Origin of the sequence: Atlantibacter sp. (assembly GCF_032062175.1) — a bacterium.
Taxonomy (GTDB): domain Bacteria; phylum Pseudomonadota; class Gammaproteobacteria; order Enterobacterales; family Enterobacteriaceae; genus Atlantibacter.
Genome location: NZ_DAMBQK010000028.1, coordinates 1 through 17,329, shown reverse-complemented (window position 1 = coordinate 17,329; position 17,329 = coordinate 1). Strand labels below are relative to the sequence as shown.

The following is a 17,329-nucleotide window of genomic DNA, read 5'->3' as shown; positions in this document are numbered from 1 at the left end:
ATACTGACTATTAAGCCTGGTTGAAGGGCATAGCTTTGCAACACGGATTAATCTGCAAGGGGGAAATAATGAGCCGGGTATTGATCACGGGTGCCAGCGGTTTAGTTGGCGGGCACTTACTTAGACTGCTGAACGACGAACCGCGCATCGAAAACATCGTCGCGCCCAGCCGCAGGCCGCTTGCGCCCATGAAAAAGATGTTTAACCCCCACGATCCGCAGCTTACGGATGCGTTAGCCCAGGCCACCGAGCCGGTGGATATTGTGTTCTGCTGTCTCGGCACTACCCGGCACGAGGCTGGCAGCAAAGAGGCGTTTGTCCATGCCGATTTTACGCTGGTGGTGGATACGGGCCTGGCGGGGTTACGTCTTGGCGCGACCCATATGCTGGTGGTCAGCGCGATGGGCGCGAATGCCCATTCGCCATTCTTTTATAATCGCGTAAAAGGCGAGATGGAGGAGACGCTACGTGCGCAGGGCTGGCCACGATTAACCATCGCCCGTCCGTCGATGCTGATTGGCCATCGAAATAAAAAACGCGTTGCCGAGTCGCTGTTCGCACCGCTGTTCGGCCTGCTGCCGGGGAAATGGAAATCGATTCACGCGCGGGACGTGGCGCTGGCGATGTTTCAGGATGCGATGACGGGAGGAAAGCCTGGCGTGACGATTCTGGACTCTGCTGAACTGCGGGAAAAAGCACAGCTGGCGGGGCGGTAATAAAAAGCGCCCGCGTAAATTAGCGGGCGCAAGCGGTTATTTAATATAGGTAAACGCGGTGGTGACGTGTTTCACGCCGCTCACATGGCTGGCGATATCTGCCGCCGCTTTCCCTTCGCGATCGGTGACCAGGCCCAGCAGGAACACTTCGCTGTTCTCGGTGGTGACTTTCACGTTGGAGGATTTCACCAGATCGCTTGCCAATAGCTGGGAGCGTACTTTGGTGGTGATCCAGGTATCGGTAGAGGCAGTTCCCAGGCCAATCGGCTGGCCCTGGCGCACTTCGTTATACACTTCGGTAGTGCCTTCTACACCCATAGCGATCTGCTTCGCGCGCGAGGCCAGTTCGGTATTCGGTGCTTGTCCGGTTAACAGGACTTTGCCCTGATACGCGGTCACATTGATGCGCGCCTCTTTCTTGATCTGCTCATCTTTAGACAATGCGCTATTGACCCGTAGCTCCAGCGTTCCGTCGTCAACCTGCGTCCCTACCGAGCGCGGATCGGTAGCGGCTTTAGTGCCTACCGCCGCAGTTCCGACAACCGCTGCGGCAACGCAACCTTGTAATAGCAACGCGGCAATAAGGACTGCGAGGGGCGAAAATGCCTTCATGTGTACTCCTTAATCATCCTGGTGAGGGAAAAGCGTGTTATCTATCAAATCGCACAGACAGTTCACCGTCAGCATATGCATCTCCTGAATACGCGCGCTGCGGTGAGAAGGGATACGAATCTCCACATCCTGCGGACCCAGCAAACCCGCCAGCTCACCGCCGTCATAGCCGGTGAGGGCGACAATGGTCATATCGCGGGTGACTGCGGCTTCTACCGCTTTGACGATATCCCGGCTGTTGCCGCGAGTGGAAATCGCCAGTAATACATCGCCCGCGTGGCCTAACGCGCGGACCTGTTTGGCATAAATCTCTTCATGCAACCGGTCGTTAGCGATGGCTGTTAAGACCACATTATCCGTATTTAGTGCAATGGCGGGTAAACTGGGGCGTTCGGTTTCAAACCGGTTGATCATGCTGGCGGCGAAGTGCTGGGCGTTAGCGGCGGAGGTCCCATTGCCGCAGCAGAGGATCTTATTGCCATTGAGTAAGGACTGAACCAGCGTCATTGCCGCACGAGAAATGGCATCCGGGAGAGCTTCGGCAGCAGCAATTTGAGTTTGAATGCTTTCCGTAAAGCAGACTTTGATTCGTTCTAACACAGTGATCCTTTGAAAAATACGTCAATTGATTATTAGGCGGAAAACGCGTTCTCAATCCACTCGACTTCATCGCCGGTGAAGGCTAACACATCGAACCGGCAATCCACAGTATCAAAACTCTGGGACTGACGGGCGAGCCAGCCGCGCGCGGTTTGTAATAATTTATGTTGCTTGGCTTGCGTCACGCTGGCGGCGGCCCCGCCAAAACAGGCGGAGCGGCGGTAACGTACTTCGACAAACACGATGACGTGGCGGTGTTTCATGATCAAATCAATCTCACCCCAGCGTCCGCGCACGTTTGCCGCGACAAACTGTAATCCCTGACTTTCCAGCCACAGGCGCGCCCGGTGTTCCCAGACCGCGCCCTGCTGTGAGCTTAATTTGCCCGCACCACCTGTCCCTGCTGGTATTTGAGCCATGTTAACTTCCTGTTGATCACACAATCCTGATCGGCGGTCAGCGTGCCGGTATTGCCGTTGAGCTGGAAGCCCTGCACCTGGCGCATCTGCGAGAAGTGATTCGCCAGGGACCAGGCATCAACGCCCATGGCGTACAGTCGCGCCAGTGAAAAGTCATTATTCACTGCGGCCAGCGCCTGCTGCTGCAAACCGGGGTTTTCCCCAGCTAACATTGGGATTTCGCTGAATTGCAGGCCCTCCATTTCCAGACGGAAATCCGGCCCGGTATTGCCCTGCGAACTGCGTGACGAAGCATACAGCGTCGCGCCGTTATGGCTGCCGGTACGCATGGCGATCATCGGTTTGATTAATGCGATTTCATCCTGGCTAGCCACAATGTAAACCGAATCGACGTTGCCGCTGCTGCCTGCGGTGATTTGCGCATCGGTCGGCGGAGCAGGAATAGTCAGGCCGCCGATAGTGGTGGCTTGCTGGGACGGCAGGCTGGACGCCACCGGCGAACCGGTTAAGGCAATCCCGGAGCCACTGTTGATGCCCATTTTCAACTCCGATACCGAGCCGAATTTTTGCTGTAACACCGTACCGCCGCCCAGATGCTGCCATTGTTCGGCAAACGCGCGGGTCACGCGGTCGCCCAGCGCGCTGCGCGGTACCAAAACCAACGGATTACGTTGCCCCTGTTGCCAGATATGCTCCGCAGCGTCACGGGCTTCGTCTTCGGGGGAGAGGGCGAAATAGCAAACGTTGGCGCGGTTCTGCACGTTTTCAGGTTCATTCATCGCCAATACGTTTAAGGGGGTGTTACTGCGTACCAGCTCTTCAACGTTAGGTTTCAGCAACGGGCCGACGACAATACTGGCACCATCCTGCTGCACCTGGTTCAGAACCTGATTGAGCGGCTGGCTGCTGGTGTCGTAGATTTTAATTTCCGCGCCAGGATTGGCGGGCGCACTTACAGAGGCTTGCGCAACCGGTGTCTGCGTCGCGGGTTCAGCGGCTGGCGCGGCGGCGTCCCGGGTCAGATCATTAACGTTTGCCGCCGACGGGCTGACGATGCCATCGGCTCCGGCAGGTTGTTCAGCGGCTGGCTGGTCAGCGGTAAGCTGTTCAGCGGCGGGCTGGGCGGTTTCGGTTTGCGGCGCATTTGCCGGCGTGTTTACCGGGCTGACGCCGCTGTTTTTCGCTGCTTCAAAACCCTGTTGGATCGCGCGCCCAAATACCGCGGCCTGGCCATTAAGCGGTAACAACAGGGCGATTTTGTCCGCCGAGGCGGGTTTGAAATTCTGCACGTTTACCAGTTGGGTCGGGAGTAGCTTCGCGCCTGGGTTTTGGGGATAACGGGTTTGCCAGTCCTGGATACCCGCTTTCAGCATGGCGGGATCGCTGCGGTTATCGAACCACATGCGCTGTAAATCGAGCCAACCGCGCAGCACGTTTTCATCAGCGCTAATCACCAGCGCATTGGCCTGGTCGGGCGTCATGGATGAGAGTGCTTGCCAGGTGGCGTCGATATTTTTTTGCTTATCGGCAGGTTTCAGCAGCGGCTCCTGCGCAATCAATGCGCGCAGCAGCTCCAGCGACGGGCGGCCCTGGTTGGCGTCAATCTGTGCCTGATAGTACCGGGCTTTCTGGCCGTCGTTGAAATCAGAGATATCCAGCGAGGCCAGTTCCGCAGCGGCACCCTGATAGTTTTTATTCGCCAGGATTAATTCGATGTCCAGCAGACGCTGTTCGCGGTGCTGTTCAGCGGTGAGATCGGTGGGTAATTGTCGATACAGTTCGGTCGCCTGTTCGCGTTTACCTTCCTTAATCAGGGCACGTATCGCGAGTAATTGCCAGTTGGTCTTGGTATCATCCGAGCTTTGCTGCATTTGCTGTAAGTAGTAAGCGGAATTCGCTTGTGCTTCACCCTGCATATGCGCGGCGCTTTGATCCGGCGCCTGGGTGCCGCAGCCGGCGAAAAGCAGCGCGGCCAGCACGACAGGCAGGCAGCGCGCGGCTTTAGAACGTATTAAGGTTGACGGTACCATACTGTATCCAGTGAGTTTTTTTTTAATCAATATTCAATATTAAATCGGCAATACGGACTAAACAATGAAACAACACGATTCCACCGAGAATTCTCAGGGCCAGCTTTATATTGTCCCGACGCCGATTGGCAATCTTGGGGACATAACCCAGCGGGCGCTCTCGGTGTTGCAGTCGGTTGACCTGATTGCTGCCGAGGATACGCGCCATACCGGCTTATTGCTGCAACACTTTGCTATTTCCGCGCGGTTGTTCGCATTACACGATCATAATGAGCAACAAAAAGCGCAAACACTGCTGGCGAAACTGCGGGAAGGGCAAAATATCGCGCTGGTGTCCGATGCGGGTACGCCATTGATCAACGATCCGGGCTATCACCTGGTTCGCACCTGTCGTGAGGCGGGTATTCGCGTTGTACCGCTGCCGGGGCCGTGCGCCGCCATTGCCGCGTTAAGCGCTGCCGGGCTGCCGTCCGACCGTTTTTGCTACGAAGGCTTTTTGCCTGCCAAATCGAAAGCCCGCCGCGATGCGCTCAAAGCCATCGAGCAGGAGCCGCGTACTCTGATTTTTTACGAATCCACCCATCGCCTGCTGGAAAGCCTGGAAGATATTTGTACGGTACTGGGCGAGTCGCGTTATGTCGTGCTGGCCCGCGAGATCACGAAAACCTGGGAATCAATTCACGGCGCGCCCATCGGCGAACTGCTGGCGTGGGTTAAAGAAGACGAAAATCGCCGCAAGGGTGAAATGGTACTCATCGTTGAAGGCTTCGACAGGCAGGAAGAGGCGTTGCCCGCTGATGCATTGCGTACTCTGGCGCTGTTGCAAGCCGAACTGCCGTTAAAGAAAGCGGCGGCGCTGGCGGCGGAAATTCACGGCGTGAAGAAAAACGCGCTGTATAAATATGCGCTGGAACAGCAAGCGCAAGAGTGATCTTGCGCTGCGCCACTGAGAAACCGGATTTGCCGTACCGGTTTCTCACACCACCATCAATTTCGCGCCGCTGTTATTCAGCAGAAGCTTATCCTCTTCGCTTATTCCGTCATCCGTTATGATGACGTCGATCTTTTCCATGGGAATGACCTGGTTAAAACCACGGCGATTGAACTTCGATGCGTCGAGAACGGCAATCACGCGATGTGCCGTCGCCGCCATTACCGCACTGATGGAATAGCCTTCGTTAAAGGTGGTAATACCGTTGGTGGTATCAAAACCATCAGCGCCAACAAACATTACATCGGCGCTGATCCCCTGGAGTGAGCGCTCGGCGATGGTCCCGTGCATTGAGTGAGTCTTATGGCGTACCGTACCGCCGCACACCACCAGGGTGATGTCTTTATTATCAGAAAGAATATACGCAGCGGGCAGGTTATTGGTGATCACCGTGATATTGGCGCGCTTAACCAGCGCCTCCGCGATCAACAGTGTGGTACTGCCACTGTCAAGGATCACGGTCATGCCTTCTTCGATCATCGCGGCTGCCGTTTGTGCGATACGTTTTTTAGGATCTTTAGCCAGTTGATAGCGTGCTTCGAGCAGCACTTCATGATTATCGCTCTCTGCTGTGTTATTGCCTGGTTTCGCCGCGCCGCCGTGAAAACGCGTTACCAGACCCTTTTCCTCAAGCAGGCGCAGGTCGGCGCGAATCGTCACTTCTGAGATACCAAAGGTGTTCGACAAGTCGAGCACCAGTACACTGCCATGAGCATTCACCAGTTCGACTATCTTGTTGCGTCGTTCAAAGGAGTTCATCTTTTCTATCCTTAAAAATAATTATCCTTAGTGTAATCGAAAGCGTTTTGAAAGGTTAGCGCTGCCTTTCGAAAGGCGATGATAGCCAGCGTTAAATGAGGACCGGGGGTTAATTCTGCGGCGACAGGCATTTGCCATGTAGGGGGCGGTTTATCAGCACCATTACGGCGTGAACGAAGTCTGCCAGCCTGTCCCTGGTGCCATGTGTAGATAAAATCTTATTTTTTATTCCACCCGCAGCGGGTCGGTATTTTGCTAATCGCTTTGGTTATACATGGCTCGACGTCAGTATGGATCACCAGAACGGCAGAATAAGGGGGCAACGCCCCCCGTTGAATTAAGAAGGCGACTGCGAGGATGTCAACGCAGCCTGTTTTTCTGCGGCGATGAAGCCCCTGACCCTGCGCCAGGTCAGGAATACGCCGGTGGCATAAATCGTGGCGATGACACAGAACCCAACGACATTTTGCCAGGTGAAGAGTTGGATCAGTAGCCAGGTCACCGGCGAACCGCCCTGATCCATAGACGCCACCATACCGCCTGCTTTAAGCGCGCCGGCATTAGCGGCGAGTTGGGTGTGCAGCCCAATGGTTTGCGTGGCGATCCAGAGTGTGATGCTCATGATGATGACGCCGGAAATCAGGGTGCGGAACAGGTTTCCCTGGTGCACCGCCACTGCCATCGCCACAAAGAAGCCAATGGTAGCGAGGTCGCCAAAAGGCAACACCTGGTTTCCGGGAACCGCAATGGCAATCAAAATGGTCAGCGGAATAAAGATCAGGCTGGCGGATACCACCGAGGTCTGGCCGAGCAGCAATGCCGGGTCGAGGCCAATTAAAAATTCCTGGCCGCCAAATTTAGCCTGCAGGCGTTTACGCGCATGCTTTGCGATGGGCGTTAAGCCATCCATGATCGGTTTAATCACGCGCGGCATCAGCAGCATCACGGCGGCGGTTTTGACCGCCAGTTGCAGCACGCCTTTGGCGTCATATCCGGCCAACAAACCAATCAGAATCCCCATCACAAAGCCCACGGTAACCGGCTCGCCGAAAGGGCCAAACCGCTTCTGGACATCGTCGGCGCTAAAGTGGATTCGGTTCAGGCCGGGTACTTTTTCAATCAGCGTATCCACCAGCACGGCGATGGGCCCCAGATAGGCGGATGTGCCGTGGGGGATCGCCATGCCCTCTAGTCCAAAGTAGTCGCGCACGTCTTTAGCAAACCAGTCACCGAGCTTGTAAACAAAGGCGGCATGGACCACAACGCCGAGAATGCCAATCCAGTATGAGCCGGTCGCCAGATGCAACAGCGCGCCGGTAAAGGTCATGTGCCAGATATTCCAAATATCGACATTCACCACCCGGGTCATCCGGGTCACCAGCATCACAATATTGACCGCAATGGCGATGGGAATCGCGACCAACGCAATTTGCGAGGCCCAGGTCATCGGTGAAGATCCGGGCCAGCCAACATCCACCACACTCAGGTTAATGTCGAAGTTTTCCGCCATTGCTTTCGCCGCGGGGCCGATGGAGTCGAGCATTAAGCCAATCACCAGTCCGATGCCGACAAAACCGATGCCGATATGCAGACCGGATTTAAAACTGTCGCCCAGTTTCATCCCCAGCAACAGGGAAAAAATAATGATGACCACCGGCAGCATCACGGTGGGGCCAAGATCGAGGATATAACGCATGATGTCGTTAAACATGATTTTACTCCGTCAGGATAGCCAGGATTTTTTGCTGCAAGGCTTCAATACCCACGCCGGAGACGAACGGCATGCCATGCACCACGGGGATATCGCCAAAGGTCCGATCGACCCGCGCGGTGGTGCAAATAAGGTCAGCGCCTTCCATATAGGTCTCGATTTCCGTCACGCGACACTGCACCAGATCGAGTTCGATGCCCTGCGCCGCACACAGCTCTTTGATTTCCTCGGCAGCCAGGGTAGATGTCGCCACAGCGCCGCCGCAGGCGACGATCACTTTTCGTTTCATAACATTTTCCTTTTTTATAATGACGAAGCCGCGTCGGGCTGCGGTTCAATCAGGGTTTCCCAAAATGCTTTGCCCAGTTCTGCCTGCGGGGTATTCAGTAGCGCCGCTATTCGCTGCGGGTTTTGCAACCCGTTGAATAGCTGGCGCAGCAGTCTGAGTTGAGCGTCTGGGTTTTCAACGATCAGCGCGATAATCAGCGGGACGGCAATTTCACCGTCATCATCCGCGCGTTGAAAACAGACAGGGTTATCCGGGCGGATAAGATAGATAGCGGGCGAAATGGCGTGCAGGGCTTCGCAGTGCGGGATAGCAACCGCGTGTTGCTCCAGGGCGATACCTGTCGGAAACACCGCTTCGCGCTGTTTCAGGGCCTGCGGATAGCTCGCTTTCACGACGCCTTTTGCCAGCATTTCCGCGCCGATATGCTCAAGCGCCTCATCGCTGTTGGCGAAGTGGATACCGGTGCGAACGAACAGTTGGGTCATGACTTTCTCCTCTGGCAGTACGAATTCGTTGGTGTATTTGATTTATTCAGGGCAAAGAAAGCCCATCAGCAATCTGTATAAAATTGCTGTTATTCAGTCAGTTAAATTTATTTCTGCATCGTGAGTTTGGGTTTCTTCTGGCCAGACTTAAACCGTGCCCGATATCTCTCCCTTACAACGGCAAGTCTCAATTACTTGTGTACGACTGGTTTCATAACCGTTTTGGCCGGCTGTCTGGAATGACGTGCAGCGTTTTCTTCGGGGCACGCCGCAAAGTGATTTTTCAATTCGGAAGCAAGCGCGCGTTTTAGCGCTGGGGTGCCAGGCAACGCCAGCGGCATCATATAAGAGCTTCGGTTGATGTGAAGTGATTGCCATATCCTTTCCTTAATCTTTCGTTTTATTTCTTTTGAAAGGAATTTAATCGTTTTCGTTTTTGATGATTGTGATCTGCATTCACAAAAGAAAGTTATCGGATACATTCGGAATATGTACCAGGAATGTGCAGGAAAATGCTGAGAAACTCGGTGGGGAGGCAAGGCAGTAATAAAAAAATGCCAGCACGGCGGCTGGCATAATGGCAAGGAAACTGAAAGGCGATATCAGGTCACGGGGGCCGGGTTGAACACCGCCAACTGGTTATGCAAGCCCCACTGATCGGAGAAGGTTTTCTTGCGACCACTCGCCACATCAAGGATGAAGTGGAACAGCTTCCAGCCCACCTGCTCAATGGTCTCTTCCCCGGTAGCGATAGTGCCTGCGTTGATGTCCATTAAGTCATACCAGCGGTTCGCCAGTTCGGTACGGGTCGCCATTTTAATCACCGGCACCGCCATCAGGCCGTACGGCGTACCGCGACCCGTGGTGAACACCTGCACGGTGATCCCGGAGGCCACCTGCTGGGTGCCGCACACAAAGTCGCTGGCTGGGGTCGCCGCGTAGATTAAACCGCGTTTGGTCGGGCGCTGGCCCGGCGACAGCACTTCCACAATGGCGCTCTGACCAGATTTCGCGATAGAACCCAGCGCTTTTTCCACCACGTTGGCCAGGCCGCCTTTCTTGTTGCCCGGAGACGGGTTGGCGCTGCGGTCGGTTTTGCCCATATCGAGATAATCATCGTACCAGGCCATCTCTTCCAGCAGGCGTTTACCGACTTGTTCGTCGACGGTACGCGGCGTCAGCAGATGGATAGCATCACGGACTTCAGTCACTTCCGAGAACATCACCGTGCCGCCGCAGCGCACCAGCAGATCGGAGGCATAGCCCACCGCCGGGTTAGCCGTTACGCCGGAAAATGCATCGCTGCCGCCGCACTGCATACCGACCACCAGTTCAGAGGCCGGGCAGGTTTCGCGCTTACGCTGGTTGAGTTTTTCCAGATGGCGCTCGGCGACGCGCAGAATATCGTCCACCATCGAGCGGAAGCCTACGTGCTGTTCGTCCTGCAGGCGTACAATGCTGGCATCGTCGACCGCGATGGGCTGTACGTCTTCGGTGCCCTGAAGCAGGCGCTCCGGCTGAAGTTTTTCGCAGCCCAGGCCGATCACCATGACTTCGCCGCCAAAGTTAGGGTTCAGGGCGATGTTGTGGATAGTGCGAATCGGGATCACCGCCGCCGGGGCGTTAATCGCCACGCCGCAGCCGTACAGGTGGTTCAGGCCGACTACGCCGTCCACGTTCGGGTAGCGCGGCAGCAGATCGCGCTCGATAATTTTAATCACGTAATCAACGACGCCCGCCACGCAATGTACGCTGGTGGTGATGCCAAGCAGGTTTTTGGTGCCGACGCTACCGTCCGCGTTGCGATAGCCTTCGAAGGTATAGCCTTCCAGCGCCGGTAACGGCTCTGGCACTTTGGTCGCCAGCGGCAGAGTATTCAGCGGCGGCGCTTTCGGTAGCTCTACCAGGGACTCTTCAATCCAGCTGCCGCGCGGGATATCTTTTACCGCATAACCGATGACCTCACCGTAACGGACAATTTCGCCATGCGCGGGAATATCGCTCAGCGCGACTTTATGGCCCTGAGGAATATGTTCAATCAACTCAAGACCATCCGCGAAACGGGTGCCCGCTTTTAAGCCGTAATCATTAACAATGATGGCAACGTTATCAGTGTCGTGCACTTTAATATAAAAAGCGCCGGGCGGTTGTTGTTTAATTTCTATATTAGCCATTGTCCAGTATTCTCCGCGTGCTCAAGGCATGGTTAATAAATTAAGGAATATTATTTTTATCGGTATCAAGCAGTAATGACAGTAAGAATGTCAGGTGTTCAAAAATAAAAATGTGACGCAGATCACCAGACGCCGTGAAGCCAGTGCTGGCAAGGGCGGCAATGATTAATTCTGTGGATTAGCGCCCATGAAGTTGGGCTTTGGCAAAACAAAAATCCTGTTTAACTTTATTTTGTTGTGCAAATGCATGATGCGGGGGTGAAGGGTGCTGTTTATACTGATTCATAACCTAATGGTGTGAAAGTAATATCCCTGAATAACAAAACAAATATAAATACTACGCCCACGCCGGTTCAATTTAATTCCGAATAGAGTGCCTGAGCCAGAGGTAAATAATATGATGCTTGACGCCGCCAGTGAAACAAAAAAGGGTATGCATACCCGATATTATATATTGCTGATTATTTTTATTGTTACCGCGATTAACTACGCCGACCGCGCAACGTTGTCGATCGCCGGGACCGAAGTGGCGAAGGAGCTCCAGCTCAGCGCGATTTCCATGGGTTACATCTTCTCCGCTTTCGGGTGGGCCTACTTGTTGATGCAAATTCCGGGCGGCTGGCTGCTTGACCGCTACGGTTCGAAGAAAGTTTACACCTACAGCTTGTTCTTCTGGTCACTGTTTACCTTCCTGCAAGGTTTTGTGGATATGGTGCCGCTGGCCTGGGCGGGCGTGTCGATGTTCCTGATGCGCTTTATGCTCGGCTTCTCCGAAGCGCCGTCATTCCCGGCCAACGCCCGTATCGTGGCGGCCTGGTTCCCTACCAAAGAGCGCGGCACCGCCTCGGCTATCTTCAACTCAGCGCAATATTTTTCCCTGGCGATCTTCTCGCCGCTGCTGGGCTGGCTGACTTTCGCATGGGGTTGGGAGCATGTCTTTACCGTCATGGGTGCGATGGGTTTTGTGCTGACGATCATGTGGGTCAAATTTATCCATAACCCAACCGACCACCCGAAAATGTCTGCGGCTGAACTGGCGTTCATCAAGAAGGGCGGCGCGGTGGTTGATATGGACCACAAAAAAACCACCACTGACAGCGGCCCGAAACTGCATTACATCAAGCAGATGCTGACTAACCGCATGATGTTAGGCGTGTTCTTCGGCCAATATTTTATCAACACTATTACCTGGTTCTTCCTCACCTGGTTCCCGATTTACCTGGTGCAGGAAAAGGGCATGTCGATTCTGAAAGTGGGGATGGTGGCGTCTATCCCGGCGCTGTGCGGGTTCGCCGGTGGCGTACTGGGCGGTGTGTTCTCCGATTCCTTGATTAAACGCGGCCATTCACTGACGCTGGCCCGAAAGTTGCCGATTGTGCTGGGCATGCTGCTGGCATCAACCATTATTCTTTGTAACTACACCGATAATACCGTGCTGGTCATTGCCCTGATGGCACTGGCGTTCTTCGGTAAAGGTTTTGGCGCACTGGGCTGGCCGGTTATCTCCGATACCGCGCCGAAAGAAATTGTCGGCCTGTGCGGCGGGGTATTCAATGTGTTTGGTAACGTCGCCTCTATCGTCACCCCGCTGGTGATTGGCTATCTGGTGAGTGAGTTGCACTCCTTTAACGCTGCGCTGCTGTTCGTGGGCTGTTCCGCCCTGATGGCGATGGTTTGCTACCTGTTCGTGGTGGGCGACATCAAGCGTATGGAACTGCAGAAATAAGCATCGATGACATGAAGGTAAACAGAATGAGCGCTATTTTCCCTAACAAATTTAAGGCCGCGCTGGCGGCCAAACAGACTCAAATCGGCTGCTGGTCCGCACTGGCAAATCCGATCAGCGCCGAGGTGCTGGGTCTGGCAGGTTTTGACTGGATCGTGCTGGACGGCGAACACGCACCGAACGATATCACCACCTTTATCCCGCAATTGATGGCGTTAAAAGGCAGCCACAGCGCGCCGGTTGTTCGCGCGCCAACCAATGAGCCGATCATCATCAAGCGCCTGTTGGATATCGGTTTCTACAACTTCCTGATCCCGTTCGTGGAAACGGCGGAAGAAGCGGCGCTGGCGGTGGCGTCTACCCGCTATCCGCCGGAAGGTATTCGCGGCGTGTCGGTTTCTCATCGCGCCAATATGTTTGGCACCGTGCCGGATTACCTGACCGAATCGAACAAAAACATCACCATCCTGGTGCAGATCGAAAGCCAGCAGGGCGTGGATAACGTTGACGCGATTGCCGCGACCAACGGCGTAGACGGTATTTTTGTCGGCCCAAGCGATTTGGCCGCAGCGCTGGGCCATCTGGGCAACGCCAATCACCCCGATGTGCAGCGCGCCATTCAGTACATTTTCGAACGCGCTAAAGCGCACGGCAAACCGGCAGGGATCCTGGCCCCGGTTGAAGCCGACGCTCGTCGCTATCTGGAATGGGGCGCGACCTTTGTTGCCGTCGGCAGCGATTTAGGTGTGTTCCGCTCCGCCACGCAGAAACTGTGTGACGCTTTTAAAAAATAACCACCCCCGTAATTAACGAGAGAGATTAACGCTATGACACTGAAAGTTGGTTTTATTGGCCTGGGCATCATGGGTAAACCAATGAGTAAAAACCTCATTAAAGCCGGTTATTCCCTGGTGGTTGCCGACCGCAATGCTGAGGTGATTGCTGAAGTTGTTGAGGCTGGCGCCAGTACCGCCGCCAACCCGAAAGAGATCGCTCAGCAATGTGACGTCATCATCACCATGCTACCGAACTCTCCGCACGTCAAAGACGTCGCGTTGGGTGAAAACGGCATTATCGAAGGCGCGAAGCCGGGCACCGTAGTGATTGATATGAGCTCCATCGCCCCACTGGCAAGCCGTGAAATCAGCGACGCGCTGAAAGCCAAAGGCATCGACATGCTGGACGCACCGGTGAGCGGCGGCGAACCGAAAGCTATCGACGGCACCCTGTCGGTGATGGTTGGCGGCGATAAAGCGATTTTCGACAAGTACTACGATCTGCTGAAAGCGATGGCGGGCTCTGTGGTGCATACCGGTGAAATCGGCGCGGGTAACGTGACCAAGCTGGCAAACCAGGTGATTGTGGCGCTGAACATCGCGGCGATGTCCGAAGCGCTGACCCTGGCAACCAAAGCGGGTGTTAATCCGGATCTGGTTTACCAGGCTATCCGTGGCGGCCTGGCAGGCAGTACCGTACTGGACGCGAAAGCGCCGATGGTGATGGATCGCAATTTCAAACCGGGTTTCCGTATCGATCTGCATATTAAAGATCTGGCTAACGCGCTGGACACCTCTCACGGCGTGGGCGCGCAGTTGCCGCTGACCGCTGCGGTTATGGAAATGATGCAGGCGCTGCGTGCCGATGGTCATGGCAACGACGACCATAGCGCGCTGGCGTGCTACTACGAAAAACTGGCGAAGATCGAAGTCACCCGGTAATAAAACAGGGCGCGGGGACGCGCCCTTGGTTTCACGCCCCGCACGGCAAGAAGGGCTTAATAATGATGAAAATTGTAATAGCACCAGACTCTTATAAAGAAAGCCTTCCTGCTGCTGAGGTAGCCCAGGCCATCGAAAAAGGATTTCGGGAAATTTTCCCTGACGCTCAGTATGTTCGCGTACCGGTTGCCGATGGCGGCGAAGGGACCGTGGATGCCATGATTTCGGCGACTGACGGCAGCAAAATTACCACTCAGGTGACCGGTCCCATGGGTGAGCGCGTGAATGCCAGTTGGGGTATTTCGGGCGATAAAACGACCGCTTTTATTGAAATGGCGGAAGCCAGCGGGCTTTCGCTGGTGCCACTGAACTTACGCAACCCGCTGATTACCACTTCGCGTGGAACTGGCGAGTTGATTCTGCACGCGCTGGATAACGGGGCGCGCAATATTATTATCGGCATTGGCGGCAGTGCCACCAATGATGGCGGCGCAGGCATGGTGCAGGCGCTGGGCGCAAAGCTGACGGATGCGACCGGTAAAGAGATCGGCCACGGTGGCGGCAGTTTGATGGCGCTAAACAGTATTGATATTTCCGGGCTCGATCCGCGTCTTGCCGAATGCTCGATTCGCGTTGCCTGCGACGTGACCAATCCGCTGGTAGGCGAGACGGGCGCATCGCGGATTTTTGGCCCGCAGAAGGGCGCGACGGAAGCGATGATCGTCGAGCTCGATCGCAATCTCGGCCATTTTGCCGATGTGATCAAAAAATCGCTGCGTGTAGACGTTAAAGCTGTGCCGGGTGCGGGCGCGGCAGGCGGGATGGGTGCGGCGCTGATGGCGTTCCTGAACGCGGAGTTGCGTAGCGGGATTGAGATTGTCACCGAAGCGCTCAACCTCGAAGAACATATTCACGACTGTACATTGGTAGTGACGGGCGAAGGGCGCATCGACAGCCAAAGTATTCACGGCAAAGTGCCGGTAGGCGTGGCGAATGTGGCGATGAAGTACCACAAGCCCGTTATCGGTATTGCAGGTAGCCTGACGCCGGACGTCGGCGTGGTACATCAGTACGGCATCGACGCGGTATTCAGCGTGCTAACCAGCATTGGTTCGCTGGAAGAGGCGTTAAAGAATGCGTTTGAAAACATCTATCGTGCATCGCGCAACATCGCGGCGACGCTGAATGTCGGGATGCATACCGCGCCTTAAGGCGTGACAGGCAGGCGCAAACCCTCTATACTCCGCGCCGAAGCTGACCAGACAGTCGCCGCTTCGTCGTCGTCCTCTTTCGGGGGGAGACGGGCGGAGGGGAGGAAAGTCCGGGCTCCATAGGGCAGGGTGCCAGGTAACGCCTGGGGGGGAAACCCACGACCAGTGCAACAGAGAGCAAACCGCCGATGGCCCGCGCAAGCGGGATCAGGTAAGGGTGAAAGGGTGCGGTAAGAGCGCACCGCGCGACTGGTAACAGTTCGCGGCACGGTAAACTCCACCCGGAGCAAGGCCAAATAGGGGTTCACAAGGTACGGCCCGTACTGAACCCGGGTAGGCTGCTTGAGCCAGTGAGCGATTGCTGGCCTAGATGAATGACTGTCCACGACAGAACCCGGCTTATCGGTCAGCTTCACACATTAGAAACCCCGCTTCGGCGGGGTTTTGCTTTTTCTAAAGCATGGAAAGATGAATGACTGTCCACGACACTCTCTATGAAAAGAACGCGGCTTATCGGTCAGCTTCACACATTAGAAACCCCGCTTCGGCGGGGTTTTGCTTTATAAGCATCCCACTACACTGTCCATTTTTACAGGACGGCGCATCCGACCTTGACCAATGACAAAGCGGTTCCAATCTTCGCCTCTTTATAATCAGGCCCGTTTGTCTTCACAATGGTCACCATCATGGCTTATCAACTGAATCTTAACTGGCCCGAGTTTTTAGAGAAATATTGGCAGAAACAACCTGTTGTGTTGAAAAATGCCTTTCCCAATTTTGTCGATCCGATTACTCCGGACGAACTGGCAGGGCTGGCGATGGAACCCGAAGTGGATAGCCGCCTGGTCAGCCATAAAAATGGTCAATGGCAGGCCGCTAATGGGCCTTTCGAGGATTTCGATAACTTAGGTGAGACCGGCTGGTCGCTACTGGCCCAGGCCGTAAACCACTGGCATATGCCGTCCGCAGAACTGGTTAAGCCGTTCCGCGTACTGCCCGACTGGCGTCTGGACGATCTGATGATCTCGTTTTCCGTGCCGGGCGGCGGTGTGGGCCCGCATATCGATCAGTATGATGTGTTTATCATTCAGGGCATGGGCAGCCGCCGCTGGCGCGTGGGCGATAAACTGCCAATGCGCCAGTTCTGCCCACACCCGGCGCTGCTGCACGTCGATCCTTTCCCACCGATCATCGATGAAGATCTTGAACCGGGCGATATTCTCTACATCCCGCCGGGATTTCCGCACGACGGTTTCACGCATCAAACTGCGCTCAACTACTCCGTCGGCTTCCGTGGGCCGAATGGCCGCGACTTGATCAGCAGCTTTGCCGATTATGCGCTGGAAAACGATCTGGGCGGTGAGCATTATAGCGATCCAGATTTAACCTGCCGGGAACATCCGGGCCGCGTTGAAGAATACGAGCTGGATCGTCTGCGCGAGATGATGATCGCCATGATCAACCAGCCGGAAGATTTCAAACAGTGGTTTGGCCGCTTCGCCACCACGCCGCGCCACGAGCTGGATATCGCCCCGGCAGAGCCGCCGTACGAGGCAGAGGAAGTGCTTGGCGCGTTAATGGATGGTGAAATGCTGACACGCCTCAGCGGGCTGCGGGTGCTGCATATTGGCGACAGCTTCTTTATCAACAGCGAAAAGCTGGAGACGGTCGAGCCGCAGGCAGCCGATGCGCTGTGTCGCTATACCACCCTCGGTAAACAACAACTCGGCGCGGCGCTGGATAACCCGGCGTTCGTGGATGAGTTAACCGCGCTGATTAACCAGGGTTACTGGTATTTCGACGAGTAAGGCAGAGATAAAAAACCCCGCCTTGGCGCTGAGGGATCCCCACAAACTCAGCGCTAATAAACCAGCACCATATTCTGATA

At 55.2% G+C, this 17,329-nt stretch carries 16 protein-coding genes and 1 other RNA gene; 8 read left to right on the top strand and 9 right to left on the bottom strand.

Annotated features, from left to right (window positions below):
- Window positions 1-68: 68 nt before the first annotated feature.
- Window positions 69-716 carry an NAD(P)H-binding protein gene (locus tag RT120_RS19260; protein WP_312985177.1) on the top strand — a complete coding sequence of 216 codons (648 nt, stop codon included), beginning with the start codon at window positions 69-71 and terminating at the stop codon, window positions 714-716.
- Between the two features lie 36 nt (window positions 717-752).
- Here the strand turns inward: RT120_RS19260 and dolP are convergent, their stop codons facing one another.
- From dolP to RT120_RS19240, 4 genes are read right to left on the bottom strand one after another with little or no spacing between them, the layout of a single operon-like run.
- Window positions 753-1,328, bottom strand: a complete 576-nt coding sequence (gene dolP, locus RT120_RS19255) for a division/outer membrane stress-associated lipid-binding lipoprotein (protein WP_125294271.1) — start codon at window positions 1,326-1,328, stop codon at window positions 753-755.
- A gap of 9 nt (window positions 1,329-1,337) precedes the next feature.
- Window positions 1,338-1,928 (bottom strand): DnaA initiator-associating protein DiaA, encoded by a 591-nt coding sequence (gene diaA, locus RT120_RS19250; RefSeq protein WP_125294272.1) that lies wholly within the window; start codon window positions 1,926-1,928, stop codon window positions 1,338-1,340.
- A gap of 32 nt (window positions 1,929-1,960) precedes the next feature.
- A complete protein-coding gene (locus RT120_RS19245; RefSeq protein ID WP_312985175.1) occupies window positions 1,961-2,347 on the bottom strand; it encodes a YraN family protein in 387 nt (128 codons plus the stop codon).
- Window positions 2,305-4,377, bottom strand: a complete 2,073-nt coding sequence (locus tag RT120_RS19240) for a penicillin-binding protein activator (protein WP_312985173.1) — start codon at window positions 4,375-4,377, stop codon at window positions 2,305-2,307. The genes RT120_RS19245 and RT120_RS19240 overlap by 43 nt, the downstream gene beginning before the upstream one ends.
- A 64-nt stretch (window positions 4,378-4,441) precedes the next feature.
- Here RT120_RS19240 and rsmI point away from each other — a divergent pair, with 64 nt between their 5' ends.
- Complete coding sequence (gene rsmI, locus RT120_RS19235; RefSeq protein WP_312985171.1) at window positions 4,442-5,308, top strand: 16S rRNA (cytidine(1402)-2'-O)-methyltransferase; 867 nt, start codon at window positions 4,442-4,444, stop codon at window positions 5,306-5,308.
- A gap of 45 nt (window positions 5,309-5,353) precedes the next feature.
- Here rsmI and RT120_RS19230 read toward each other — a convergent pair whose 3' ends face one another.
- The 5 genes from RT120_RS19230 to garD all read right to left on the bottom strand — a co-directional run bounded on the left by RT120_RS19230 (window position 5,354) and on the right by garD (window position 10,786).
- Window positions 5,354-6,127, bottom strand: coding sequence for a DeoR/GlpR family DNA-binding transcription regulator (locus tag RT120_RS19230; RefSeq protein WP_312985169.1), 774 nt, complete (start codon window positions 6,125-6,127; stop codon window positions 5,354-5,356).
- A gap of 337 nt (window positions 6,128-6,464) precedes the next feature.
- On the bottom strand, window positions 6,465-7,838 hold the full coding sequence (locus RT120_RS19225; protein WP_312985167.1) for a PTS galactitol transporter subunit IIC: 1,374 nt from the start codon (window positions 7,836-7,838) through the stop codon (window positions 6,465-6,467).
- 4 nt (window positions 7,839-7,842) lie between these two features.
- Window positions 7,843-8,127 carry a PTS galactitol transporter subunit IIB gene (gene gatB / locus RT120_RS19220; protein WP_312985165.1) on the bottom strand — a complete coding sequence of 95 codons (285 nt, stop codon included), beginning with the start codon at window positions 8,125-8,127 and terminating at the stop codon, window positions 7,843-7,845.
- 14 nt (window positions 8,128-8,141) lie between these two features.
- Window positions 8,142-8,612, bottom strand: coding sequence for a PTS galactitol transporter subunit IIA (gene gatA / locus RT120_RS19215; protein WP_312985163.1), 471 nt, complete (start codon window positions 8,610-8,612; stop codon window positions 8,142-8,144).
- A 602-nt stretch (window positions 8,613-9,214) separates the two neighbouring features.
- Entirely contained in the window at window positions 9,215-10,786 is a 1,572-nt protein-coding gene (gene garD / locus RT120_RS19210) for a galactarate dehydratase (RefSeq protein WP_312985161.1), read from the bottom strand.
- A gap of 397 nt (window positions 10,787-11,183) precedes the next feature.
- On the opposite strand from garD, the gene RT120_RS19205 reads away from it, so the two are divergent.
- The 6 genes from RT120_RS19205 (at window position 11,184) to RT120_RS19180 (ending at window position 17,249) form a co-directional block, all read left to right on the top strand.
- Window positions 11,184-12,512 (top strand): MFS transporter, encoded by a 1,329-nt coding sequence (locus tag RT120_RS19205; protein WP_312985159.1) that lies wholly within the window; start codon window positions 11,184-11,186, stop codon window positions 12,510-12,512.
- Between the two features lie 26 nt (window positions 12,513-12,538).
- A complete protein-coding gene (garL, locus tag RT120_RS19200) occupies window positions 12,539-13,306 on the top strand; it encodes a 2-dehydro-3-deoxyglucarate aldolase (protein WP_312985157.1) in 768 nt (255 codons plus the stop codon).
- Window positions 13,307-13,339: 33 nt separating this feature from the next.
- Window positions 13,340-14,230, top strand: a complete 891-nt coding sequence (gene garR, locus RT120_RS19195) for a 2-hydroxy-3-oxopropionate reductase (protein WP_312985155.1) — start codon at window positions 13,340-13,342, stop codon at window positions 14,228-14,230.
- Between the two features lie 65 nt (window positions 14,231-14,295).
- A complete protein-coding gene (gene garK, locus RT120_RS19190; protein ID WP_312985223.1) occupies window positions 14,296-15,441 on the top strand; it encodes a glycerate 2-kinase in 1,146 nt (381 codons plus the stop codon).
- A 39-nt stretch (window positions 15,442-15,480) separates the two neighbouring features.
- An RNA gene (gene rnpB / locus RT120_RS19185) (RNase P RNA component class A) lies at window positions 15,481-15,859 on the top strand.
- Between the two features lie 268 nt (window positions 15,860-16,127).
- Window positions 16,128-17,249, top strand: a complete 1,122-nt coding sequence (locus RT120_RS19180; protein ID WP_312985153.1) for a cupin domain-containing protein — start codon at window positions 16,128-16,130, stop codon at window positions 17,247-17,249.
- The last annotated feature ends 80 nt before the right edge of the window (window positions 17,250-17,329 follow it).

What these genes read in the sequence shown, in the direction of transcription:
- RT120_RS19260 (WP_312985177.1), top strand. Translation starts at nt 69, where the DNA reads ATGAGCCGGGTATTGATCACGGGTGCCAGCGGTTTAGTTGGCGGGCAC.
- dolP (WP_125294271.1), bottom strand. Translation starts at nt 1,328, where the DNA reads ATGAAGGCATTTTCGCCCCTCGCAGTCCTTATTGCCGCGTTGCTATTA.
- RT120_RS19245 (WP_312985175.1), bottom strand. Translation starts at nt 2,347, where the DNA reads ATGGCTCAAATACCAGCAGGGACAGGTGGTGCGGGCAAATTAAGCTCA.
- RT120_RS19240 (WP_312985173.1), bottom strand. Translation starts at nt 4,377, where the DNA reads ATGGTACCGTCAACCTTAATACGTTCTAAAGCCGCGCGCTGCCTGCCT.
- rsmI (WP_312985171.1), top strand. Translation starts at nt 4,442, where the DNA reads ATGAAACAACACGATTCCACCGAGAATTCTCAGGGCCAGCTTTATATT.
- RT120_RS19230 (WP_312985169.1), bottom strand. Translation starts at nt 6,127, where the DNA reads ATGAACTCCTTTGAACGACGCAACAAGATAGTCGAACTGGTGAATGCT.
- RT120_RS19225 (WP_312985167.1), bottom strand. Translation starts at nt 7,838, where the DNA reads ATGTTTAACGACATCATGCGTTATATCCTCGATCTTGGCCCCACCGTG.
- gatB (WP_312985165.1), bottom strand. Translation starts at nt 8,127, where the DNA reads ATGAAACGAAAAGTGATCGTCGCCTGCGGCGGCGCTGTGGCGACATCT.
- gatA (WP_312985163.1), bottom strand. Translation starts at nt 8,612, where the DNA reads ATGACCCAACTGTTCGTTCGCACCGGTATCCACTTCGCCAACAGCGAT.
- garD (WP_312985161.1), bottom strand. Translation starts at nt 10,786, where the DNA reads ATGGCTAATATAGAAATTAAACAACAACCGCCCGGCGCTTTTTATATT.
- RT120_RS19205 (WP_312985159.1), top strand. Translation starts at nt 11,184, where the DNA reads ATGATGCTTGACGCCGCCAGTGAAACAAAAAAGGGTATGCATACCCGA.
- garL (WP_312985157.1), top strand. Translation starts at nt 12,539, where the DNA reads ATGAGCGCTATTTTCCCTAACAAATTTAAGGCCGCGCTGGCGGCCAAA.
- garR (WP_312985155.1), top strand. Translation starts at nt 13,340, where the DNA reads ATGACACTGAAAGTTGGTTTTATTGGCCTGGGCATCATGGGTAAACCA.
- garK (WP_312985223.1), top strand. Translation starts at nt 14,296, where the DNA reads ATGAAAATTGTAATAGCACCAGACTCTTATAAAGAAAGCCTTCCTGCT.
- RT120_RS19180 (WP_312985153.1), top strand. Translation starts at nt 16,128, where the DNA reads ATGGCTTATCAACTGAATCTTAACTGGCCCGAGTTTTTAGAGAAATAT.